This is a genomic window from Vibrio sp. 1288 (assembly GCF_033344475.1).
This window is the reverse complement of the sequence record NZ_JAWPOX010000001.1, coordinates 59,666-83,499: the sequence shown is the minus strand read 5'-3', so window position 1 is coordinate 83,499 and position 23,834 is coordinate 59,666. Positions and strand designations below refer to the sequence as shown.

The following is a 23,834-nucleotide window of genomic DNA, read 5'->3' as shown; positions in this document are numbered from 1 at the left end:
CGTTTAATTATGCATTTTAGTTTAACATTTACGCAACATGAACGATTTTTGTCTTTAATTATGCAAGTTTATTGATTTTGACCTGCATGATGGGTGTTTGAATTGATTAATATTGTGTGTTTTTTCTTGCAGGGATGTAATTTATTTACATAGATCGTAGTGAGATTGATTACGATTTATTGTTGGTGAGAATTTATGCAGTTACATGAGTTGGTCAATACAATCGGCCAAGATCTTCAGCGTCGATACGGTGAAAAGGTTCATAAGTTAACATTGCACGGTGGATTTAGTTGCCCTAACCGCGATGGCACGATTGGGCGGGGAGGATGTACATTTTGCAATGTGGCTTCGTTTGCAGATGAAGAAGTCCAGATAAAAAGCATTCACGAACAGTTAAAAGATCGCGCAGGTGAAATTCACAGAGCGAAGAAGTATCTCGCTTATTTTCAGGCCTACACCAGTACCTATGCAGAAGTACAAGTTCTCAAAAACATGTATGAGGAAGCACTAAAGGCTGCAGACATGGTTGGTCTTTGTGTGGGGACGCGTCCTGATTGCGTCCCTGATGCGGTATTGGATTTACTGTCGGGCTATGTACAGCAAGGTTATGAAATTTGGCTAGAACTAGGTCTTCAAACCGCCAACAACGACACCCTCAAACGTATCAATCGTGGTCATGACTTTGAGTGTTATGCCGAAATCACTAAGCGTGCTCGAACACTCGGAATCAAGGTTTGTACTCACTTAATTGTGGGTTTACCCAAAGAAACCCGCGCCGAAAATATTGAAACGCTGCAAAAAGTGTTGGCCGTGGGAACGGATGGCATCAAGTTACATGGCTTGCATATTGTCGAAGGTAGCACCATGGCGAAAGCTTGGCGTGCTGGAAAGCTAGAAGCCCCTGAATTAGAAGAATATGTTGCGATCGCCAGTGAAATGATTCGTATGACACCACCAGATGTGATTTATCATCGCGTTTCATCAGCAGCCAGGAGGCCCACGTTATTATCGCCTCTGTGGTGTGAAAACCGTTGGCTAGCGATGACGGAAATTGGTCGAGATCTCAGTGCTCATGGTGCTCAAGGGAGCCTTACGGGGAATGCCTTTATCTATACTAAACCGGAATTAATAGCAGATCGCTCAATAAATAACTGATATATTTTAACCAGTGTTCTTTGAAGGTTTAAACGATGGATCAGTTACTCAATTGGCTTTGGGGTGGTCAAGGCGGTTATGGCTATGTCGTCTTGTTGTTAATCGCAGGCGTGTGCGCGTTAGCACTGATCTATTTGCACTTTCAGACATCACTTAAGCAACTAGTAACGGATTCTCCCTATCCAGTCATAGTGGTGGACACTAGCCATGCTCAGCTCTTGCTATCTAACCAGGCTGCGATGCAGTTGTTAGGCATTCGCTCTTTGGGAACGGGGTATTTGTATCCTGCTTTATTCGATATTCATGAGCTTGAGCAGTTTCTCGATCGCTTCTCTAGTCGTCATTTTCGTCAGCAGGCTTTTGACTGGCGACTATCTGATAGTGAATCTATTAAAGTGGAGCTGTCAGGCAGAAAGAGTTTATTGCGCAATCATCGAGTTTGGATTCTTTATGCTCAGCCATATCAAGCCACTCACCAAGAGCAGCAACAAGAACTTGCCCAATTAATCATCGCACGTTCGGCATTAGACTCACTTTCAGAGCTGATTTGTACCCAAGACCGCCAAGGCAATCTATTAACGACCAATCGAGCATTTGATCAATTCTGGCAAGGGCGAAGGGAAGAAGCTTGCGCATCCAAGGCCTTGGGTGAGATGACCAGAAAAAGCGAACGTAAATGGACAACGGATCCACAAGGTCGAAGTTGCTTATTGGAAGTCAATCAAAACTCTCTTGTTTCGCCGAGTGGTGAGCTTATCGGTACGCTGTCTATTAGTCATGACGTGACTGAATGGCACAAGATGCAACAGAATCTGCGAGATGAAATGGAGCGTCGCAAAGATACAGAGGTGGCGCTAGCGCAAAGAGATACTATCTTACAAACGATTCTGGATGCCAGTCCGGACTCTATTGGTATTTTCAATGAGAACATGGTCTATCAAGCGTGTAATCAGCCTTTTGTTAAGGCGTTAGGCATTTCAAAAATTTCTGATTTGATAGGTAAGCGCCTCCAAGACGTGATTCCTAAAGAGATGTACGCGCGCTTAGCAGACAGTGACTTAGAAGCATTACGCCAGTTAGAGCCAGTTCGATACATAGATAAAGTCGTGAGTAGTGATGGTAAAAGTACGTGGTTTGATGTGGTGAAATCGCCTTTTAAAGATAAAGCATCAGGAACGAATGGTGTGCTGATCATGGCGCGTGATATTTCTGAGCGTTATCTTGCAGAACAAAAGTTGGAAAAAGCCAACCTAGAGTTAGAAAAATTGAGCTTTATGGATAGCTTAACTCAAGTATCGAACCGACGCCGTTTCGACGAACAACTGCAGGTATTGTGGTACCACCACGCTCGAGAAAAGCTGCCGCTCACCATCATGTTATGTGACATCGACTTTTTCAAAGATTACAACGACTGTTACGGTCACCAACAAGGTGATGAAGCGTTAGTCAGTGTCGCTACCGTGTTTACACAAGTCATCAATCGTTCTTCGGATTGTGTTGCGCGTTATGGTGGCGAGGAGTTTGGTTTTATCTTGCCGAATACCACCACGGAAGGTGCGCGCAACGTAGCACAGCGTATTCATGAGAAAATTCTACAGCTTGATATGGAACACGACAGTTCAGAAGCATCTGAACGCCTTACCGTCAGTATCGGTCTGGTCTCTTACATTCCTCAGCATGGTGATGAACCCGAAATGGGCATCGCTATGGCTGACAGTGCGTTATACCAAGCTAAAGCTGATGGACGTAATCGCACCTGTATTCACCCCAGTTCTTGCTAACGCTTTGTGACCGCTTGCTCTAAGTTGATAGCTGATTGTTTAAATCACCGTATTAAACACGTTAAACTTACAGAAGCCTGTGCGCTCGTTGGTTTATCTTTCTATCTCGTGTCACAAGCGCAGATCGCACCGTGTGTTTTTCACTAATCAAACAGACCTAAATTGCGTTAGGTCGAGTGCATTTACCTGTTTTTCATCATCGAATGGCGCTATCTAGCCACCACCATGGAGTAGTTAATGAAACCCATGAAAAACCTCGCCCAGTATTATGTCGACTTGCTAGTCAAACTGGGGATTGTTCGCTTCTCTATTTTGCTAGCCCTTGCGCTGGTGGCATTAGCTGTTGTGGTGCAGGTAGGGATTACTTTAGCTCTCAAAGGGCGAGTAGATGATATCGATATTGTCCGTTCGGTGTTTTTTGGTCTATTGATCACCCCTTGGGCGGTTTACTTCCTCTCTGTGGTTGTCGATCAACTAGAAGAGTCTCGCCAGCGTTTAACTAAGCTGGTGTCCAAACTGAAGGACATGCGTTCGCGAGATCAAGAGCTGAATTACCAACTTCAACAAAACATTGAAAAGCTTAACCAAGAAATTGAAGAGCGTATTAAAGCGGAAGAAGCACGTGAAGAGGCGATGCAAGACCTCGAAAATGAGGTGTTCCAACGCGAACGTACTCAATTAGAGTTGGCAGAACGTACCGCATTACTGCGTTCATTTATTGATGCCTCACCAGACTTAATTTACTACCGCAATGCGGATGGTGTTTTCTCTGGCTGTAACCGCGCGATGGAAGAGCTAACGGGCAAGAAAGAGCACCAGTTAGTCGGATTAAGCCCTTGGGATGTGTATAGCAAAGAAATCGCCGAGCATATCGTTGATACTGACCAAAAGGTTTTTGCCGATAATCAAGCGATTACTTACGAGCAATGGCTCGAATACCCAGATGGTCGCAAGCATTACTTTGAGCTGCGTAAAGTGCCATTTTACAGCAAAGATGGCCGCCACCTTGGTCTCGTTGGGTTCGGTCGTGATATCACTGAACGTAAGCGCCATGAAGAGTCGTTAGAGAAAGCAAGCCGCGACAAAACTACCTTCATCTCAACCATCAGTCATGAGCTGCGAACGCCGCTGAATGGCATTGTAGGCTTAAGTCGTATGCTTCTAGATAGTCCGTTGACAGAAGAGCAGCGTAAACACATGCAGACCATCAATGTGAGTGCGATTACTCTAGGTAACATCTTCAACGATATTATCGATATGGATAAATTTGATCGCCGTAAGTTAGAACTATTACCTGCGCCACTTAACTTCGAAGACTTCGTCGCAGAGATTGAGAGTATCTCAGCTCTGATGGCGGAACAAAAAGGGTTACGCTTTGACTTAGAACGTTTAAGCGACTTGCCAAAAGCAATTGAAGTGGATGCAACCCGTCTACGTCAGGTGATTTGGAACTTGGTCAGCAACGCAATGAAGTTCACCAAGGAAGGTGGCGTTGTGATGACAGTGAGCGCGGATGTCGAAGACGATTTTGCGACCATTATTATGGAAGTGGAAGACACAGGTATTGGTATCCCAGACGAAGAGCTAGATAAGATCTTTGCGATGTACTACCAAGTGAAATCAGGCAAGGACAACCTGCATGCGGTCGGTACAGGTATTGGTTTGGCGGTATCTAAGCAACTGATCAATATGATGGATGGTGACATTACGGTTACCAGTGAGGAAGGCTTTGGTAGCACTTTTACTGTATCGATCCACGTTCCGATTGTTGAACTAGCTGAGCCAGTCATTGATGCGAAACGCGACAATGTGCGCCTCAACATATTTATGGTCGAAGACATCGAGCTTAACGTAACTGTGGCTAAATCGTTACTAGAGAGCCTAGGGCACTCTGTCACCGTGGCAATGACGGGCCAAGAAGCGTTAGTGAACTTTGTGCCAGAAAAATACGACTTAGCGTTGTTGGATATCCAACTGCCTGATATGACGGGCTTTGATGTCGCCAATTATTACCGCAAGCATTATAACAATCTTCCTCCATTGGTCGCCTTAACTGCTAATGTAATGAAAGATCGTCGTGAATACTTAGATAACGGCATGGATGATGCGATCAGTAAGCCGCTGGCAGTGAATGCTATTCAGTCAGTGATTGATAAATTCTTCGCTCACCAGTTAGAACAACCTAAGGAAGTGGTGAGCGGTCCCGAAACAGTGGAAGAGCCAGTGCCTTCTCCTGTGATTGAGACACATTTGCTCGATATGGATATGTTAGAGTCTTACGTCGACATTGTTGGTGCAAAACCTGTCTACGACAGCATAAAAATGTTTGAAGATATGATGCCAGACTATATCGATGTCTTAGATTCGAACATGACAGCGAAAGATCAAGATGGGATTGTTTCTGAAGCGCATAAAATCAAAGGTGCTGCAGGTTCAATTGGCCTGAAACGTATCCAAAGTGTGGCGCAAAAAGCGCAATCGCCCGATATGCCAGCATGGTGGGAAAACATTTCAGACTGGGTTGAAGAGATCAAAAATGAATACCAAAACGATATTCAAGTCCTCAAAAGTTGGTTGGAACAAAGGAAATAACATGAAAAGAATCGCACCATTGGCATTAGCCATGGCATTGATGGCAGGCTGTAGTTCCGTTCCAAATGTGAATTGGCAACAAAACAGTCAGATTACGATTAATGAGGTTAATGTTGAGCTCAAAAGTAATTTATGGGTGAACCTCATGCCGAATATTGGGGACGTGGAAGAGCAAAGTATTCAAGGTGCACTTTACCTCGAAGGAGATCAGTTACTTCCTGCAAATCTAACGGCAGAAGCTCTTATTATTAAACAGGGGCAAAAAGAGTGGTTGGTGGACAGTGCGTCTTTAGATACTCGAACGCACAGTGAAAGCCGATGGGAGGTGGCGTTCTCGTCTCACATTGATGTGAACACAGAAAAATCGGTTGATATCGCAGTGCTTCTAGACGATGCGGGTAAACAGCGTTGGTTAGTCGAAAAGTACGTGAAGATTAACAAGGTTTATTAACCGCAATGATGTTGCATTAGTCGTTAGACCTAAAACAAAAAGGGCTTGCTCAATGAGCAAGCCCTTTGCATATTAGCGGTTAAATCTAGTCTTCTAGATCGCCACAGAAGCGGTAACCTTCGCCGTGGATAGTGGCGATGATTTCTGGCGTACCTGAAACAGACTCAAAGTGCTTACGGATACGACGAATCGTTACGTCTACAGTACGGTCGTGTGGCTTAAGTTCACGACCAGTCATCTTCTTAAGAAGATCTGCACGAGTTTGAATCTTACCCGGGTTCTCACAGAAGTGCAGTAATGCGCGGAACTCAGAGCGAGGTAGCTTGTAGCTATCACCAGCAGGGCTTACTAGAGAGCGGCTGTTGATGTCTAGTACCCAACCGTTGAATTCATACTTTTCTACCGAGCGCTTCTCTTCTTGCACCGCGTTAGAGCTCATTGAGCGACTAAGTAGGTTACGTGCACGAATAGTTAGTTCACGTGGGTTGAATGGTTTAGTGATGTAGTCATCTGCACCAATCTCAAGACCTAGGATCTTGTCTACTTCATTGTCACGGCCTGTCAGGAACATTAAAGCAATGTTCGCTTGCTCGCGTAATTCACGCGCTAGTAGAAGGCCATTCTTGCCTGGAAGATTAATGTCCATAATAACCAAGTTGACTGAGTTATCAGACAACACTTGGTGCATCTCTTCACCGTCACTGGCTTCAAAAACAGCGTATCCCTCTGCTTCAAAAATACTCTTAAGAGTGTTACGAGTTACTTGCTCATCTTCAACGATAAGAATCTGCGGGGTTTGCATTGGCGGTACCTAAATTTGTGACAAAATTGTGCTAATAGAATAAATTCTAGGCAAAAATATAACATACAGGTAATGTGATTTTGATAATAAATCAAGTTGATCAAAAAAACACTTCTTTCAGTTATCCGCCCTCCATGGAATTTTGCCAACTCACCAGTATCCAATGGCGACGTTTATTCTAAAGGGCTTGTTTACCTTTCATTTCCTGCTTTCAGTGGGGCCTGAAACGTAAACACCCTAAGATATTGAGCGGATTTTATATTGTTAACAGCATGCTAACAATGCTCAAATGTTAATTCCATTCAGTTTGTTGATTTATATCAATTGATGAAATGTAACTGTTATTAATCGTTTAAGACTTATGATAGAAAAAAGTAATAAGAACATAGACGCATCGTTATGGAATGCTTATTCAGAATCTTTTTTCAGATTCGAAGCCGAGTGGCGTGTTTCAAACTATGCTGTGATAACCGCTTGGAACCCATACAGTAACTTGAGGTCCAAAGAAGAGAACAGCATAAACAATCACGCGTTAGAAAAACAGCTACAGCACGTTAATTACGCGCCTGTCACGGTAGGTGATAGCGCTTTTACATGGTATGAGGAAAGCTTTGCCGTCGAGTTGTCGCCAGAGGTAGCCGTTGAATTGGCGAGTGACTTTCAACAAAACGCGATTTATTACGTCATTAATGACCAACTTTATCTTATTGCGTGCTCGCAGCCGAAAGTTTTTCATACGTTAGGCTCCATTAAACCTCGGCTCGTATAGAAGGTATAGAAAAGGATACTGCTCACTGAAGCACCGCTTGGGTGAGAAAATTCACGGAGGAAATATGAGAGACATTACACCCGATATTTGTGACCAATTTGAAGACCAAGTGAGCTTGCTTACTTTACCATTGCAGAACTTTGGTCAACGTAGCGCTTTTTACGGTGAAATCGTTACGGTGCGCTGCTATCACGATAACTCGAAAGTGCGTGAAGTACTGGGCGAAGATGGAACGGGTAAAGTATTGATTGTTGACGGACATGGATCGTGTCAGAGAGCATTACTCGGCGATCAATTAGCGATACTCGGAATAGAAAATGGGTGGGAAGGTATCATTGTCTATGGTGCAATACGCGACGTAGCACAAATATCTCAAATGGACATTGGCGTTCAAGCTCTTGGAACTAACCCGTTTAAAACAGAGAAACGCGGGATAGGAGAGGTAAACGTAACCTTAACGATGCAAAACCAAATCGTTCAACCTAAGCACTACGTTTACGCGGACTGGAACGGTGTGTTGATTTCTAAGCAAAAGCTGGACTTCTAAAAACGAAAGCCTAAACCAACCTCAAAGCCTTGTTGCCAATCTTGGTAATCAAGAGTCGCGTGAAGATCCAGTTTATCGGTAATTTTTACGCGACTTGATACTTCAGCCGCGAGGCTACTGTCGTCTTGGCGAATACCTTCCGCTGTTTCGTTCTTGTAAGAGCGAACTGTACTTTTCAGCGTGACACGATCATTAAAGTGATAGCTGATCCCACTCAAAAAACCACTTTGATTTTTGGTAGGAGAGTTATTGACTCGCGCACCGACATAAACGTCTACCGAATCAAAAAGTTCGTAAGCGTAACCCGTATCGATATTCCAAACATCAAAACTGTCAGACTGATAACTGTCGCTGGAAATGAATAGTTTATGAGGAGAAGGGGATGTTTTACCTGGAAGCGGCGGAAGCTCGTTTGCTAGACAAACACCAGGCACAAAAAACAGCAACAGAAAAAGCCCTCTTTTCATGTTCACCACTCCTTGTGTCAACTTTTTTATTAGTATGCGCCCAAAGCTTCTCACTATTAAAGCATAGAATATGAAAGCTAGCTCACCTATTTTCTAAATAATTCGATCCTATGAACATAAGTCACAGTTAAGTTGTTGTTATGTGTCACAACCCTCTCGAATTATTTGATCGTACGTTTTATGGCAAAGATCAGACTAGTTATTAGATAAAAAACCGAACTGGTGATGATGGTTAAGTCCTTTACAAAAACTAACTGTAGATTTTTAAATGATCAATAATGTGTAATTAACTATAAATATCAATGACATTGCTTAGCAGAATTCTCTGAAAGATGGAAAAACAAACAATTTTTTGTTGACTATGTATCAGAAACTCGGTAAACGTAGAGTTAAGCAAACACAATTAACGTTGAATATTTATTTATGCCATCTAACAGCCTAGTAGTAATGACCACGACCATTATTATTACCGACACGACACATGTTGGGGCAGGCTGCTGAGCGAAAGAAATTCACAAAAAAGGCCTGTATCCAACAAGATACAGGTCTTTTTTTATGCTTTTTTATCCAGAATTTAGACAAATTTAAGAAGATATACCGGAGGAAGGGATGCGAGTATTGAAGTTTGGCGGATCATCACTAGCTGATGCAGATCGCTTTTTGAGAGCGGCAGACATTATTGCCAATAACGCTCAACAAGAAGAAGTGGCGGTTGTTCTTTCCGCTCCTGGTAAAACAACAAACAAATTGGTTGCGGTCATTGAAGGCGCATTGCGCAATGGTGAAGCAGAACTACAAATCAAAGAGTTGGAGGAGTCGTTTAAAACGCTCTTCACTCAAGTCCAAGCAGTACTACCCAATATCGATGGTTCAGCTTTCGATAACCAAGTGAAAACTTCTCTCTCTCAATTACGCCAATTCGTTCATGGCATCAATCTTCTTGGCATGTGCCCAAACAATGTTAATGCACGTATTATTAGCAAAGGCGAACGCGTTTCGATTCAATTGATGAAAGCGGTGTTAGAAGCCAAAGGCCAGCCTGCACATCTTATCGACCCAGTTGAATACCTATACGCAAAAGGTGATCACCTTGAAGCCATGGTCGATGTAGATGTTTCAACGCAAAACTTCCGCCAAAACCCTCTTCCTCTGGGCCATGTGAATATCATGCCTGGCTTTACCGCAGGTAACGAGAAAGGTGAATTGGTAACACTTGGTCGCAATGGCTCTGATTATTCGGCGGCGGTTCTTGCGGCGTGTCTGCGCGCAGATTGCTGTGAGATCTGGACAGACGTAGATGGTGTGTACAACTGTGACCCTCGCTTAGTCGAAGATGCTCGCCTACTTAAATCTCTTAGCTATCAAGAAGCGATGGAGCTTTCTTACTTCGGTGCTTCCGTTCTGCACCCGAAAACCATCGCCCCAATCGCACAGTTCCACATCCCATGTCTGATCAAAAACAGCTTTAACCCACAAGGTGCAGGAACTTTGATTGGGCAAGACACTGGTGAAGACAATCTGGCGATCAAAGGTATCACGACGCTAAACGACCTAACTATGGTTAACGTCTCCGGCCCAGGTATGAAGGGTATGGTTGGCATGGCAAGCCGCGTATTTGGCGCAATGTCTTCCGCTGGTGTGTCTATTGTTCTTATTACTCAGTCTTCTTCTGAGTACAGCATTAGCTTCTGTATTGAGGCAGAAGATAAAGCAAAAGCGCAACAAGTACTGGCCGATGCGTTTGAGTTGGAACTGAAAGATAGCTTATTAGAGCCGGTCGAGTTTATTGATAATGTTTCAATCATAACGTTGGTTGGTGACGGCATGCGTACATCGCGCGGTGTTGCATCTCGCTTCTTCTCATCTCTTGCTGAAGTGAACGTAAACATTGTAGCCATCGCACAGGGCTCATCTGAGCGTGCTATCTCAGCCGTGATTCCTGAAGATAAAATCTCTGAAGCGATCAAAGCGTGTCACGAAAACCTATTCAACTCTAAGCACTTCTTAGACGTATTCGTGGTTGGTATTGGTGGCGTTGGTGGTGAGCTGGTGGATCAGATCGAGCGTCAACAGGCGAAGCTTGCGGAAAAAGGCATCGTTATTCGCGTGTGTGGCTTGGCAAACAGCAAAGGTCTTCTGCTTGATAGTGAAGGTCTGCCACTCGATCATTGGCGTGATCGTATGTCGGCAGCGACAGAAGAGTTCAGCCTAGCGCGTTTGATTTCTTTGGTTCAACGTAACCACATCATCAACCCAGTATTGGTTGACTGTACATCAAGTGAAGATATTGCGAATCAATACGCTGATTTCCTAGCTGCTGGTTTCCATGTCGTTACACCAAATAAAAAAGCAAATACAGCAAGCATGGCTTACTACCATCAGCTTCGCGATGTTGCGCGCAGCTCTCGTCGCAAGCTGATGTACGAAACAACTGTGGGGGCGGGTCTACCGGTAATCGAAAACCTGCAAAACCTAATCTCAGCGGGTGATGAGCTAGAGCGCTTCAGCGGTATTCTTTCTGGCTCTCTGTCATACATCTTCGGTAAGTTAGATGAAGGTATGAGCCTAAGTGAAGCAACTAATATCGCAAAAGAAAATGGTTTTACTGAACCGGATCCTCGTGATGACCTTTCTGGTATGGATGTTGCGCGTAAGCTTCTGATCCTGGCTCGTGAAGCAGGCATGTCTCTAGAACTAGAAGACGTTGTGGTTGATCAAGCACTGCCACCAGGTTTTGATGATTCTGGTAGCGTTGATGAATTTATGGCGCGTTTACCTGAAGCAGACGCTTACTTTAAAGAATTATCTGCAAAGGCAGCAGAAGAAGGCAAAGTACTGCGCTACGTTGGTGAGATTAATGAGGGCAAGTGCACAGTAAGCATCGCAGCGGTGGATGAAAACGATCCAATGTATAAAATCAAGGACGGTGAAAACGCACTGGCATTTTACAGCCGTTACTATCAGCCAATCCCACTAGTGTTACGTGGCTATGGTGCAGGCACCGAAGTAACGGCTGCGGGTGTATTTTCTGACGTGATGCGTACTTTAGGTTGGAAACTAGGGGTATAACAATAATGAGTTCAAGTGATATGGATGTAGTGGTTTATGCCCCAGCATCAATTGGTAATGTAAGCGTTGGCTTTGATGTGCTGGGGGCTGCCGTGTCTCCAGTGGATGGTACACTATTGGGTGACCGTGTATTGGTGAAATCTGGGGCTGATCCGTTCAGCCTTAAAACGGCGGGTGATTTTGTTGAGAAATTGCCAACTGAACCAAAAGAGAACATCGTTTACGACTGTTGGCTTGTGTTTGCTCGTGAGTTAGACAAAAAAGGCGTTGAGCTAAAACCACTTGAGATGACGCTAGAAAAGAACATGCCAATTGGCTCTGGTTTAGGCTCAAGTGCATGTTCTATCGTTGCTGCATTAGATGCATTGAACCGATTCCATGGACAGCCACTTAACGAGACAGAATTACTAGCGCTGATGGGAGAGATGGAAGGCAAGATCTCTGGTGGTATTCACTACGACAACGTTGCGCCATGTTACCTTGGTGGTGTGCAACTGATGCTTGAAGAGTTGGGTATCATCAGTCAAGAAGTGCCTTGCTTTGATGATTGGTACTGGGTGATGGCGTATCCGGGTATCAAGGTATCAACGGCGGAAGCGCGTGAGATCCTACCATCTCAATACCGCCGACAAGATATCATCGCTCATGGTCGCCACCTTGCGGGCTTTATTCATGCGTGTCATTCTGGTCAGCCAGAACTTGCTGCAAAAATGATCAAAGACGTGATCGCAGAACCGTATCGTGAGAAACTGCTTCCAGGTTTTGCGAATGCACGTCAATACGCAGCGTCTGCGGGTGCATTGGCAACCGGTATTTCTGGCAGTGGTCCGACACTGTTCAGTATTTGCAAAGAGAAAGATGTCGCTGAGCGAGTTGCTCGCTGGTTAGAACAAAACTACGTACAAAACGAAGAAGGATTCGTCCACGTTTGTCGTCTAGATAAGCAGGGTTCGAAAGTAACAGGAAGTGAGCTATGAAGCTTTACAATATAAAAGAAAATGATGAACAAGTTTCCTTTGGCCAAGCCGTTCGCCAAGGGTTAGGTCGCAATCAAGGCCTATTTTTCCCATCGGAATTACCAAAATTTGAAGATATCGATGCGCTGCTTGCAGAAGACTTTGTCTCTCGTAGCACTAAGATTCTATCGGCGTTAATTGGAGATGAACTTACAGAGGAGCAAGTGAATGCTCTTGTTGATGCTGCATTCCAATTCCCTGCGCCAATTAATCAGGTCAAAGACGGTGTTTACGCTCTGGAACTGTTCCATGGTCCAACGCTTGCATTTAAAGACTTTGGTGGTCGCTTTATGGCGCAATCTCTTGCTGCGGTTTCGGACGGCGGCAAGATCACTATTCTGACTGCAACTTCCGGCGATACTGGCGCAGCCGTTGCGCATGCTTTCTACGGTATGGAAGACATCAACGTTGTGATTCTTTACCCGAAAGGTAAGATCAGCCCACTGCAAGAGAAGCTATTCTGTACGCTTGGTAAGAACATCCATACTGTCGCGATCGATGGAGACTTCGATGCGTGTCAGGCACTGGTTAAGCAAGCTTTTGATGATTCTGCACTGCGTGAAGAGATCGGTCTGAACTCTGCAAACTCAATCAACATCAGCCGTTTGATGGCGCAAATCTGTTACTACTTTGAAGCAGCTGCGCAAATGAGCAAGCAAGAGCGTGAAAACCTAGTGGTATCAGTACCAAGTGGTAACTTTGGTAACCTAACTGCTGGTCTACTGGCAAAAGCGCTGGGCTTGCCTATCAAACGCTTTATCGCGGCAACTAATGCCAATGACACTGTTCCTCGCTACCTAGAAACAGGTAAGTGGGAGCCAAAACCAACAGTCGCAACAACATCGAACGCGATGGACGTGAGCCAACCAAACAACTGGCCTCGTATTGAAGAGCTGTGCCGCGTGAAAGAGTGGGGCTTGGAGACGTTAGGTAAAGGCGCAGTATCTGATGAGCAAAGCGCACAGTCAGTGAAAGATTTACATGCTCTAGGCTACCTATGCGAACCGCATGGTGCGATTGCTTACCGAGTGCTTGAAGAACAATTGCAAGACGGTGAAACCGGTCTGTTCCTATGTACTGCTCACCCTGCGAAGTTCAAAGAAGTCGTGGATGATATTCTAGAATCCGATATCGAGCTTCCTGCGCCACTAGCGAAGCACGCTGCGATGGAGCTGCTATCGGAAGAGCTCGACGCAGACTTTGACGCATTGAAACAAGTACTGCGCCGCGTGCAGTAAGCTTCAAAGTATAGTAAGTATCAAAAACAGAAATAACGAGAGGTGAATGAGTAATCATTCACCTTTTTTATTGTTGGTAAGTTTTGACTCTCTTTATGATTGAGAAACGAACTTAACTAAATGAGATGGAAAGAGAAGCATGCATTTTTTGATTTTTCTTGGCTCAGTGAGAGACAGCACGCCACCACGACCAGCCCGTTTAGGAATGCGAGTCAGTAAAGCGTGTGAAAAACTCATCGCGAGTCAACATTCGCAACATACGGTCGAAATCATCGACCCTTTGAATTACGACTTTGGCGATGTGTTTAAGCCCGAGTTTGCTTATCACCGCTCTAAAGTTCCGCAGCACCTAAGTGAGCTGGCAGACAAAATCAAACAGGCCGATGGGTATGTGATGGTTAGCCCGGAATATAACCATTCGATGAGTCCTGCTTTGGCGAACATGCTTAACCATTTCGGCAGTTCGCTGTTTTCTTACAAGCCGAGTGCTATCGTGACCTATTCTGCCGGACAATGGGGTGGTGTTAGAGCTGCTGTTTCTATGCGTACCTTCTTATCTGAACTTGGATGTCTACCTGTCTCTGCGATGATCCACATTCCGAAAGCGCAAGAAGTCTTTGATGAACAGGGCGTTGCTGCGGATGAGTCGGAGCAGACGCAGTGGGACAACTATATGAATCGCACTATGCATCAAATGATTTGGTGGGCAGAAGGGGCGTCACTGCAAAGAGATAGGCTTGATCCAACCTCTTTAGCGCAAGCGTTTCAGAAAGATCCTTCGCAAAGAAATGCACCTTAGAGGCGAGTTGCTTTCCATTATAGAAAGGGTTTAGAAGGATTCTGAAACAAAAAAAGCTTGGTCATTGCAGACCAAGCTTTTTAAATTCTAGCGAGCTAGTTTACTGAGAGATTATAGAGTCTCAGTAAAAGTACGAGCGATTACATCACGTTGTTGCTCTGGAGTTAGCGAGTTAAAACGTACTGCGTAACCAGAAACACGAATAGTTAGTTGTGGGTATTTCTCTGGGTGTGCAACTGCATCTTCTAGTGTTTCGCGTTTAAGCACGTTCACGTTTAGGTGTTGGCCGCCTTCGATACGAGGAGCAGTTTCGATTGCAACTTCACGGCTTTCGTATTCACCTAGGTCGCTGATTGCGATAACTTGGTCTGCTTCGTAGCCAGCAGTTGCAGCAACACAACGAGCTTCATTTTTTTCGCTATCTAATAGCCAGATAGAGTTTAGTAGGTCGTCGTTTGCCGCTTTTGTAATTTGGATACCTTGGATCATCACTATCTCCTAGACCACTTACGTGGTGATTATTGGTGTTAATTTTCGAATTTTCGTTGAGCTGAGTATTATATAGCTAATATCCACTATTTTAATATTGATTTAAGTCAAAAAACAACCAAAAACATTATTTTTATTAAGGTGATTTTATTGAGTTAAATCAATAAAACCTTTGAAAACAAACCAATTACAATTTATTTGATAATATAAAAAATATTTAATAACTAGTTTTGTTGTAAATTTACTACAAATTGAGATTAAAGTTTAAACTGGTTAACACAACTATCTGTATTTAGGTAGCAATACTGAAAGTCTAAAGTGATTAAATGACAAACATGAAAAACAAGCTTGGGAATAAACTCATTGGTGCACATGTCTCTGCTGCTGGTGGGGTCGATCAAGCTCCGTTGAGAGCTCGTGAAATTGGCGCGAATGCATTCGCACTATTTACAAAAAACCAACGCCAGTGGGTGGCGAAGCCTTTAGAAGCAAAAACCATCAGTGCGTTTAAAGCGAACTGTAAAATGCTGGGTTTCGGAGCAGAACATATTCTTCCCTATGATTCTTATCTGATTAACTTGGGTGCGCCGGAAGAAGAAAAGCTGAATAAATCCCGCGCGGCATTTATTGATGAAATGGAGCGTTGTAATCAGTTGGGGCTGACTTTGCTTAACTTCCATCCGGGTAGTCACCTAAAGAAAGTCTCTGAACAGGAGTGCCTCGCGACGATCGCCGAGTCGATCAATCTTGCGCATAAAGCGGTGCCGAATGTGATCGCTATTATCGAGAATACGGCAGGTCAAGGCACTAACTTAGGCTGGAAGTTTGAGCACCTTGCTGAAATCATCGAGCAAGTGGAAGATAAAGATCGTGTCGGCGTTTGTATTGATACCTGCCATACCTTTACGGCTGGTTATGACTTACGTACAAAAGAAGATTGCGAGCGCACCTTTGCAGAGTTCGACCGTATCGTAGGTATGCACTATTTAAGAGCAATGCATCTAAATGATTCAAAAGTAGAGTTTGCCAGCAAAGTAGATCGCCACCATTCTCTTGGTAAAGGAGAGATCGGGTGGGATTGCTTTGAGTACATCGCGAAAGACCCTCGTTTTGATGGTATCCCTCTGATTTTAGAAACAATTGATCCAGATATTTGGCAGCAAGAGATCAACACGTTGCGTCAATTCCATTTAGCGGCCATTGACAGTTAATGGCGTAACCACAAAGTTGGCACCTTTCTTTCTTAGTCATTGAACATCAATCTCTGAATTAGCAAAGAAGGATGCCAACATGTCTCGACCACTCTCTTTTACTCCTTATGCTTACACTCGTCGCGTGCTTCGCTTACCGATGCCTAATCGTCACATTACCGGACAGGGGCACTTTCGAACGCCACAGAAGCATTAGTCTTTTATTACTTGTCTCAAGTTCGTGGTAAGTTTTTGTTTGTTTGAGTTTCGCTCGTTAGAATAGAAGCAAAATTTAGGACAGGAACTTTCCATGAATCAGTCACCCACTTGGCACGATGTGATCGGCGAAGAGAAAAAGCAGAGCTACTTTGTAGACACCTTGAATTTTGTTGAAGCCGAACGCGCCGCAGGCAAAGCTATTTTTCCTCCCGCAAAAGATGTCTTTAACGCGTTTCGTTTTACCGAGTTCAAAGACGTTAAGGTCGTGATTCTAGGACAAGACCCATACCACGGCCCAAATCAGGCGCATGGCCTGTGTTTCTCTGTACTTCCTGGCATTAAAACGCCACCATCTTTGGTGAATATGTACAAAGAACTGGCGCAGGATATTGAGGGTTTCCAAATTCCTCAACATGGCTTTCTACAAAGCTGGGCTGAACAAGGGGTGTTGCTACTCAATACCGTATTAACAGTAGAGCAGGGCAAAGCACACTCACATTCGAAAACTGGCTGGGAAACCTTTACTGACCGCGTTATTGAGGCCATTAACCAGCATCAAGAAGGTGTAGTGTTCTTGTTGTGGGGGTCACATGCACAGAAGAAAGGTCGTTTTATCGATCGCAATAAGCACCATGTGTTAGCTGCCCCACACCCATCGCCACTCTCTGCACATCGAGGCTTTTTCGGTTGTAAGCATTTCTCTCAAGCAAACCAGTTACTTACATCACAAGAAAAAGCACCAATCAACTGGCATTTGCCATTAACGGTATAAATGAAGAGACAGCGATCATGGATGCTATGATCGCTGTTTTTTTGAGCACGCTCGAGGCTGATAGTAAATTTCTCATGTACACTTACTAAAAGTAGGTGTTAAGGAGAGACGCTATGATGATCGAAAGAATTCGACGCGAACATGGTTATATGGTTCGTCTGTTGGCGATACTGCGCCATAAGCTTAATGAGATAAAAAAAGAACGTGTAATCAACTATGCGTTAGTAAGCGAGATTGTTGATTACCTCTCTAATCATTCGGAGAAAGTACACCACCCGAAAGAAGATATCCTCTATCATCACTTTCTTGAACACTATGGTAAGCAACAAACCATGGAAAATTTAGAGAAAGAACATCTAGAGTTAGCGAGTAAAACCAGAGAGTTTTCATCCGTGATAGAGATGATCCTTCAGGATGCTGTTGTGCCACAAGACATGTTCGTCGCTCACCTAGAAGATTTCATTGAATCGCAAAGGCGCCACTTGGAGCTAGAAGAGCGAAAAATTTTGCCTCTCATTGAAGAGTTATTTACCACAGAAGATTGGCAGCATGTCGAGAGCTTATGGAGCGTCAGTGAGGATGATCCTGTGTTTGGTGACACGATTGCTGATCGTTATAAGCAGTTGGCCGAACGTGTTCGTCAAAGTGATACTGAGTATGTTTAAGCCTGAGTGATGAAACCTGAGCGAGCGAAAGCCGTCTCTCGGGTTTGTGAGATACATTTCTTATTTATTGGGAATCAACCGAAAATTTAGTGTGCATATTTCTCGGCAAAAAGTACGGAAGATTCTCATTGAGTAATAATGGTATTCATACTTAAACCTTGGTACATAAACTCACGGTGTTTACGGTCACTGTAAACAAAAAACAAAAGGCACCTGTAAGGTGCCTTTTGTTTGAATTAGAGTTTAATGTCTTCCAAGTTATAATCGGTACAGACATCAAGTTCGCGCAGCTCTTTAAGCAAATTGCGTCTGTCGTTCATCTCTTCTATTTCACGCCACTTTCGCTTTACTGGTTTGGCACGAGATTTGGTTGTTGAGGTAGTATCCAGATTAAAAATGTCATCTAGTTGAAAGCCTTCCATAAGCCACCTTTACCTTTCTTAAGCTAAACTGTTGTAACCAGTCCTTGTGGAGTTTTTTAAGTACCACAATAGCCGTGAGAATAACCATGATATATTTCGCATTTGTGTCGGTAGCATGACATTTTCGTGCAAAAATATTCTCAAAATCACACTTTTTATTGCAACGATGTGGATAAAAAATGCACAAACGATCTCAAGAAAACGATTAAATAGAGAGATTTTCTATGTTAATTCGATTTGATGAATGGGTGCACTGCGCAAAGGTTAAAGTTGCATAAAATCAGTTTGATGAAATAGTGTTCAATTAGATGGTAAGTCACTAGCGTAAATTTATGTAACACCTTGTGAATACTAGCTTGTTCTTGTTTATACGGTTTACCATTCTATTTAATGAGGAATAATTATTTATGTTGGTGTTTGGTAATTGAAATGTTGCGCAGTTTGAGTGTTAAGTCTTCTATTTATGTTATTTTTTGGTGACTTTATAGTGAAAAATAACAATGTTATTCTCATTGTTGCATATTGATTTTTGCGCTCCTAGGTTGCATTATCCGCCCGTCAAAAAATACGCTGGTACGTAAAATGGATGCATGAAGCGACGTTTACGATTCTAGATTGCCCATAAACATTACTTAAAAAGCTAAGCACACTTTGACACTTAGCAGGCAATTTGGTGGATGGCTAGGACGCATAGACTGGCGCAACTCACTTTGAGGTACACATGACAGACTTAATCAATTTGATGAACGATCTCCTCTGGGGCTCGATTCTGGTTTATCTTCTTGTTGGTGTTGGTATTTACTTCACCGTTCGATTAGGGTTCATTCAGTTCCGCCATTTCGGCCACATGTTCTCTGTTCTTAAGAACAGTCGTAAAGCAGACAAAGCTGGTATTTCCTCTTTCCAAGCGCTTTGTACTAGTCTTGCTGCACGTGTTGGTACAGGTAACATGGCGGGCGTTGCAGTTGCATTGACTGCGGGTGGTCCTGGTGCGATCTTCTGGATGTGGCTGATTGCAATGCTTGGTATGGCAACATCGTTTGCCGAGAGCACACTGGCGCAGCTATACAAAACCAAAGATGATGATGGCAACTACCGTGGTGGCCCTGCCTACTACATGGAAAAAGGCCTGGGCATGCGTTGGATGGGCGTGTTGTTCTCAGTTTTCCTAATCATCGCTTTTGGTTTGGTATTCAACGCCGTACAAGCTAACTCAATTGCCAATGCAATGAGCAACGCATTTGGTTGGAATAACCTGTATGTCGGTATTGCCGTTGTTTTACTGTCTGCAATTGTTATTTTCGGTGGCATCAAGCGTATCGCAAGAGTTGCTGAGATGATCGTTCCGATCATGGCACTACTTTATCTAGCCCTAGCGCTGTTCATCATGTTCTCTAACCTAGAGAAACTACCTGATGTATTGATGCTTATCTTTAAGAGTGCATTTGGTCTGCAAGAAGCAGCAGCAGGTGGTCTTGGCTACGCAATTGCACAGGCAATGATTAACGGTATCAAGCGCGGTCTATTCTCGAATGAAGCAGGTATGGGTTCGGCACCTAACGCGGCAGCTTCAGCAACACCTTACCCACCACACCCAGCGTCTCAAGGTTACGTACAGATGCTAGGCGTGTTCATGGATACGATCGTTATCTGTTCTGCAACAGTGGCTATCATCCTGATGTCTGGTGAGTATGTCGGTCAAGCAACAGAAGTGACGGGTATCGAGCTAACTCAGCGAGCATTGAGCTCACAAGTTGGCGATTGGGGCGGCATCTTTGTTGCTGTGGCAATCTTCTTCTTTGCGTTTACTTCAATCATTGCAAACTACTCGTATGCTGAAACGAACTTAATCTTCCTAGAGCACAATCATAAAGCGGGCTTAAGCATTTTCCGCGTTATTGTTCTTGGTATGGTGATGTTTGGTGCACTAGCTTCGTTACCAGTCGTATGGTCGCTTGCTGACGTCTCTATGGGTCTGATGGCGATAGTCAACTTGGTGGCGATCATCTTGCTATCTGGCATCGTGATTAAACTGGCCAAAGATTACAACCGCCAGCTTGGTGAAGGAAAAGTGCCAACATTTGATGCGAATGACTTCCCGGAGCTGAAATCTCAGCTTGAAGAAGGCATTTGGTACAACGATAAAAAAGACTAAGTGAGCTATCACTCATAGTTGAAAGCTATTAGTACGATGTAAAAAGCCATGCAGACAATGCATGGCTTTTTTTGTACCCTATTAAAAACAAAATTAGAGAAGGGAAAGTCATGCTTATCGTAGTTTCTCCAGCGAAGACTCTTGATTACGAGTCTCCGTTAGCGACAGAAAAATTTACTCAACCTGAGTTGGTCGAATACTCAAAAGAGCTTATCGATGTTTGCCGCAAACTGACTCCTGCTGATGTTGCCTCTTTAATGAAAGTGAGCGACAAGATTGCCGATTTAAATGTGGGCCGATTCCAAGAGTGGAGTGAAACGTTTACCACGGAAAACTCACGACAAGCCATTCTTGCATTTAAAGGTGACGTTTACACAGGGCTAGACGCCGAAAGTTTATCTGAAGCGGACTTCGAATATGCTCAAGATCATCTGCGTATGCTATCGGGTCTTTATGGTTTACTAAAACCACTTGATTTGATGCAGCCATACCGTCTTGAAATGGGTACCAAGCTTGCAAACGACAAGGGTACGAACTTGTACCAGTTTTGGGGCAATGTAATTACGGACAAGCTTAACGAAGCGATTTCTGCTCAAGGTGATAATGTCCTTATCAACCTTGCATCAAATGAATACTTTAAAGCGGTTAAGCCAAAGAATTTAGATGCGCAAGTGATCACGCCAGTATTCAAAGATTGTAAGAATGGTCAATACAAGGTCATCAGTTTTTACGCGAAGAAAGCGCGCGGTATGATGGCGCGTTACATCATTGAAAACCGTGTTGAGAGCGTGGCAGACCTGACTAAGTTTGATACGGCGGGTTACTACTTTGTGGAAGATGAATCCACGCCAACAGAGTTAGTATTTAAACGCGAAGAGCAAAAATAAAGCTAATTGAGACGTAGTCTACGTTAATCTCTATCAGCACAAACGAAAAAGGGTTGGCATTGCCAACCCTTTGTTATTTTCTAGCTTGAGCTACTTGGCCCCAACAAGATTACTTCTTCTTAGCGGTTTTCTTTTTCGCTACTTTTTTCTTGTCGTCTTTTTTCTTTTTCTTCTTAAACACAGGCTTTTTGTGTTTAGGACGCATCTCTTTCACGAAACGCTCTTTGATGTCTTCTTTCACATAACGTGCAACGCGATCCATCATTGGTTGGTCGTGTGCTTCTACGATTGAGATAGCGTTACCTTTCTTACCTGCGCGAGCCGTACGGCCGATACGGTGAAGGTAAACATCAGCCGTGCGCGGCATGTCGTAGTTGATAACGTGTGATACATCCGGAAGATCGATACCACGCGCAGCAACGTCCGTCGCGAGCAGAACGTTCACAGTTCCATCGCGGAAGCGAGAAATCGCATTGTTACGACGATCTTGCGGCATTTCACCTTGAATCCAAGAACATGGAATCTGTGCGCTTTCAAGCTGCGCTCGTAGCTCAGCCAAACGCTCACGAGTCTTTAAAAAGACGATAGTGCGCTCAGCTTGCTGAGTAATAATGTGTTTTAGTAATTCCAGTTTGTGTTCAGCATCATCAGCTCGGTGGTACCACTGAGCAATTTTCTTACGCTCACGCAGCGGCGATTTTGCGTCGATCTCTGCTGGGTCATTCAACAGATCAGCGGTAAAGCCTTCTACGCCTTTCCCTTCTAACGTTGCTGAAAACAGAAGGGTTTGCTTACGCCAGCGACATTCGTTAGATAGGCGATCGACAGTAGGAGCAAAACCCATATCTAGCATACGGTCTGCTTCATCAAGGATTAACCATTCGATTGCACGACAATCAAAACGTTCTGCATCAATGTATTCTTTTAAACGGCCAGGTGTCGCAACCACAATGTCTTGCGTTGTTGCAAGGATGTCGGCGTGCTCTTGGTACTGAACACCACCAGTGATGGTGAAAATGTTGAGTTTGGTATTTTTTGCCAAAGCACGTGCTTGATCGGCAATTTGCATCGCCAGTTCGCGAGTAGGCGTTAGGATCAAAATACGCGCAGGCCCAGGCTTACGACGAGGGAAGTCTTGCAAGTATTGCAATGCTGGCAGGACGAAGGCGGCCGTTTTACCAGTTCCTGTTGGCGCTGACGCTAGAATGTCACGACCGTCCAACGCTTGTGGAATCGCTTCTGCCTGAATTTTTGTTGGGCGTTCGTAACCCATCTCTTCAATGGCTTCAAGTAGGTTTTGGTCTAGATCAAGTTCAGCAAAGGTTCTGATCACAATGAGTTCTCCACAAGCAAAGCTTGGTTAATGGTTCGCCACAACAGCATAGAATACAAAAAGGTCGCACATTATAAAGTGATTGGTGATAAGGATCACATGTTATTTCACATCTTAAGATAAAACTCGCGAGTTAACTGGATAAAATCATCACTATAGCCGTCATTTGAACGGATAATTAAATGTGACGTTTGAGAATCGCAAGGTCGTTTTGATAGTTCAAATAACAGTCGGTGTACTGGTTTCTTTTCTGATGGTTGCACACGACAGATCCGCGATAGATACCAACCTTGGTTTAATGCTAGCTCAATGAACTGCTCGCCTTCGGTGATTGGCAACACAAAACTAGCCCTCCCTTCGTCATCAAGCAAATGATAGCAACGCTGTAGCAATGTGTTATGGCCTAGCGTATCAGTGTGCCTCGCGGTTGCACGTTGACTGTGTTTCGATTGTTCGCCGCTGTTGAAGTAGGGCGGATTACAAATGATGCGTTGAAATGGATGTGTCGGCGTAAAGTGCAGTATGTCGGTGTGATGCACACTTACACGATCTGACCAAGGAGACTGGGCCATATTTTTTTGCGCGGCAGCAACGGCTGTTAATTCGATATCGACCGCGGTTATTTGAGCTTCTGTAAAGCGTTGAGCACACATCAGGGCAAGCAGGCCAGTGCCAGTGCCAATATCGAGAATTTTAGCGTCGTTAGGGCTTTGAATCCAAGCACCAAGCATTACCCCATCTGTGCTGACTGGCATACCACTCTCGCCACCCTCAATACAAAATTGCTTAAAATTGAAGCCTTTAGTTTTCAGTTTTTTGTTCTTCATGATTGTTTTATATTTGCTCAATAATTAAGTGGATTGCTCTATTGTTTATTAATTGTATAGATTGTTGTTTTGTTGGTTATTAAATTGTATTGTTAATTGATCGAGATAAAGAACTGGTCTGTTATTTGGATCTGGTTATATCCACTGCTTTTAAGTTTGAAAACTAAATTAATATGGTGTTTTTTTCTT

General features: G+C 43.9%; 22 protein-coding genes and 1 other annotated feature. Of the genes, 16 read left to right on the top strand and 6 right to left on the bottom strand.

The genetic code is table 11. The annotated features are described in order from the left end of the window. Positions 1-195 precede the first annotated feature (195 nt). The 4 genes from R8O11_RS00370 (at position 196) to R8O11_RS00355 (ending at position 5,979) form a co-directional block, all read left to right on the top strand. Positions 196-1,155 (top strand): TIGR01212 family radical SAM protein, encoded by a 960-nt coding sequence (locus R8O11_RS00370; protein ID WP_005381829.1) that lies wholly within the window; start codon positions 196-198, stop codon positions 1,153-1,155. Positions 1,156-1,190: 35 nt separating this feature from the next. Next, positions 1,191-2,936 carry a GGDEF domain-containing protein gene (locus R8O11_RS00365; protein WP_005381828.1) on the top strand — a complete coding sequence of 582 codons (1,746 nt, stop codon included), beginning with the start codon at positions 1,191-1,193 and terminating at the stop codon, positions 2,934-2,936. A gap of 237 nt (positions 2,937-3,173) precedes the next feature. Beyond that, positions 3,174-5,528 carry an aerobic respiration two-component sensor histidine kinase ArcB gene (arcB, locus tag R8O11_RS00360; RefSeq protein ID WP_005381826.1) on the top strand — a complete coding sequence of 785 codons (2,355 nt, stop codon included), beginning with the start codon at positions 3,174-3,176 and terminating at the stop codon, positions 5,526-5,528. Between the two features lies 1 nt (position 5,529). Next, positions 5,530-5,979: a hypothetical protein gene (locus R8O11_RS00355; RefSeq protein ID WP_005381825.1), complete on the top strand. Its 450-nt coding sequence runs from the start codon at positions 5,530-5,532 to the stop codon at positions 5,977-5,979. 85 nt (positions 5,980-6,064) lie between these two features. Here R8O11_RS00355 and arcA read toward each other — a convergent pair whose 3' ends face one another. Continuing rightward, a complete protein-coding gene (gene arcA / locus R8O11_RS00350; RefSeq protein WP_005381824.1) occupies positions 6,065-6,781 on the bottom strand; it encodes a two-component system response regulator ArcA in 717 nt (238 codons plus the stop codon). Between the two features lie 361 nt (positions 6,782-7,142). Between arcA and R8O11_RS00345 the strand changes: the two genes are divergently transcribed. Together R8O11_RS00345 and R8O11_RS00340 are read left to right on the top strand one after the other, a co-directional pair. Beyond that, positions 7,143-7,550: a DUF3293 domain-containing protein gene (locus R8O11_RS00345; RefSeq protein ID WP_005381823.1), complete on the top strand. Its 408-nt coding sequence runs from the start codon at positions 7,143-7,145 to the stop codon at positions 7,548-7,550. Between the two features lie 64 nt (positions 7,551-7,614). After that, positions 7,615-8,097 carry a putative 4-hydroxy-4-methyl-2-oxoglutarate aldolase gene (locus tag R8O11_RS00340; protein ID WP_005381822.1) on the top strand — a complete coding sequence of 161 codons (483 nt, stop codon included), beginning with the start codon at positions 7,615-7,617 and terminating at the stop codon, positions 8,095-8,097. Here R8O11_RS00340 and R8O11_RS00335 read toward each other — a convergent pair. Further along, complete coding sequence (locus tag R8O11_RS00335) at positions 8,094-8,564, bottom strand: hypothetical protein (protein WP_005381821.1); 471 nt, start codon at positions 8,562-8,564, stop codon at positions 8,094-8,096. The two genes, R8O11_RS00340 and R8O11_RS00335, sit on opposite strands and share 4 nt — an antisense overlap. A 423-nt stretch (positions 8,565-8,987) precedes the next feature. Here R8O11_RS00335 and thrL point away from each other — a divergent pair, with 423 nt between their 5' ends. From thrL to R8O11_RS00310, 5 genes are all read left to right on the top strand, one after another. After that, entirely contained in the window at positions 8,988-9,065 is a 78-nt protein-coding gene (thrL, locus tag R8O11_RS00330) for a thr operon leader peptide (RefSeq protein ID WP_074192076.1), read from the top strand. Next, positions 9,001-9,120 (top strand) — a sequence feature (Thr leader region). Its footprint overlaps the gene before it by 65 nt. 53 nt (positions 9,121-9,173) lie before the next feature. After that, positions 9,174-11,633, top strand: a complete 2,460-nt coding sequence (gene thrA / locus R8O11_RS00325; RefSeq protein WP_005381820.1) for a bifunctional aspartate kinase/homoserine dehydrogenase I — start codon at positions 9,174-9,176, stop codon at positions 11,631-11,633. A gap of 20 nt (positions 11,634-11,653) precedes the next feature. Beyond that, positions 11,654-12,610, top strand: a complete 957-nt coding sequence (gene thrB / locus R8O11_RS00320; protein ID WP_017635074.1) for a homoserine kinase — start codon at positions 11,654-11,656, stop codon at positions 12,608-12,610. Continuing rightward, positions 12,607-13,887, top strand: coding sequence for a threonine synthase (thrC, locus tag R8O11_RS00315; RefSeq protein WP_005381818.1), 1,281 nt, complete (start codon positions 12,607-12,609; stop codon positions 13,885-13,887). Before thrB ends, thrC begins: the two co-directional genes overlap by 4 nt. 139 nt (positions 13,888-14,026) lie before the next feature. Beyond that, complete coding sequence (locus R8O11_RS00310) at positions 14,027-14,686, top strand: NADPH-dependent FMN reductase (RefSeq protein ID WP_213874537.1); 660 nt, start codon at positions 14,027-14,029, stop codon at positions 14,684-14,686. 111 nt (positions 14,687-14,797) lie between these two features. On the opposite strand, the gene grcA is transcribed toward R8O11_RS00310, so the two are convergent. Beyond that, on the bottom strand, positions 14,798-15,175 hold the full coding sequence (grcA, locus tag R8O11_RS00305) for an autonomous glycyl radical cofactor GrcA (protein ID WP_005381814.1): 378 nt from the start codon (positions 15,173-15,175) through the stop codon (positions 14,798-14,800). A gap of 326 nt (positions 15,176-15,501) precedes the next feature. On the opposite strand from grcA, the gene nfo reads away from it, so the two are divergent. The 3 genes from nfo (at position 15,502) to R8O11_RS00290 (ending at position 18,021) form a co-directional block, all read left to right on the top strand. Further along, positions 15,502-16,386 carry a deoxyribonuclease IV gene (nfo, locus tag R8O11_RS00300; protein WP_318193825.1) on the top strand — a complete coding sequence of 295 codons (885 nt, stop codon included), beginning with the start codon at positions 15,502-15,504 and terminating at the stop codon, positions 16,384-16,386. Between the two features lie 289 nt (positions 16,387-16,675). Continuing rightward, complete coding sequence (gene ung / locus R8O11_RS00295; RefSeq protein WP_005382846.1) at positions 16,676-17,356, top strand: uracil-DNA glycosylase; 681 nt, start codon at positions 16,676-16,678, stop codon at positions 17,354-17,356. A gap of 113 nt (positions 17,357-17,469) precedes the next feature. Next, a complete protein-coding gene (locus R8O11_RS00290) occupies positions 17,470-18,021 on the top strand; it encodes a hemerythrin domain-containing protein (protein WP_017821507.1) in 552 nt (183 codons plus the stop codon). 236 nt (positions 18,022-18,257) lie between these two features. Here the strand turns inward: R8O11_RS00290 and R8O11_RS00285 are convergent, their stop codons facing one another. Continuing rightward, a complete protein-coding gene (locus tag R8O11_RS00285) occupies positions 18,258-18,443 on the bottom strand; it encodes a DUF3545 family protein (protein WP_005381805.1) in 186 nt (61 codons plus the stop codon). 721 nt (positions 18,444-19,164) lie between these two features. On the opposite strand from R8O11_RS00285, the gene R8O11_RS00280 reads away from it, so the two are divergent. Continuing rightward, positions 19,165-20,598, top strand: coding sequence for an alanine/glycine:cation symporter family protein (locus R8O11_RS00280; RefSeq protein WP_005381800.1), 1,434 nt, complete (start codon positions 19,165-19,167; stop codon positions 20,596-20,598). A gap of 110 nt (positions 20,599-20,708) precedes the next feature. Beyond that, positions 20,709-21,485, top strand: a complete 777-nt coding sequence (yaaA, locus tag R8O11_RS00275; protein WP_005382848.1) for a peroxide stress protein YaaA — start codon at positions 20,709-20,711, stop codon at positions 21,483-21,485. A gap of 109 nt (positions 21,486-21,594) precedes the next feature. On the opposite strand, the gene srmB is transcribed toward yaaA, so the two are convergent. Together srmB and R8O11_RS00265 are read right to left on the bottom strand one after the other, a co-directional pair. Beyond that, positions 21,595-22,818 carry an ATP-dependent RNA helicase SrmB gene (gene srmB, locus R8O11_RS00270; RefSeq protein WP_005381797.1) on the bottom strand — a complete coding sequence of 408 codons (1,224 nt, stop codon included), beginning with the start codon at positions 22,816-22,818 and terminating at the stop codon, positions 21,595-21,597. Between the two features lie 107 nt (positions 22,819-22,925). Continuing rightward, entirely contained in the window at positions 22,926-23,645 is a 720-nt protein-coding gene (locus R8O11_RS00265; RefSeq protein WP_171345745.1) for a tRNA1(Val) (adenine(37)-N6)-methyltransferase, read from the bottom strand. Positions 23,646-23,834: the final 189 nt, after the last annotated feature.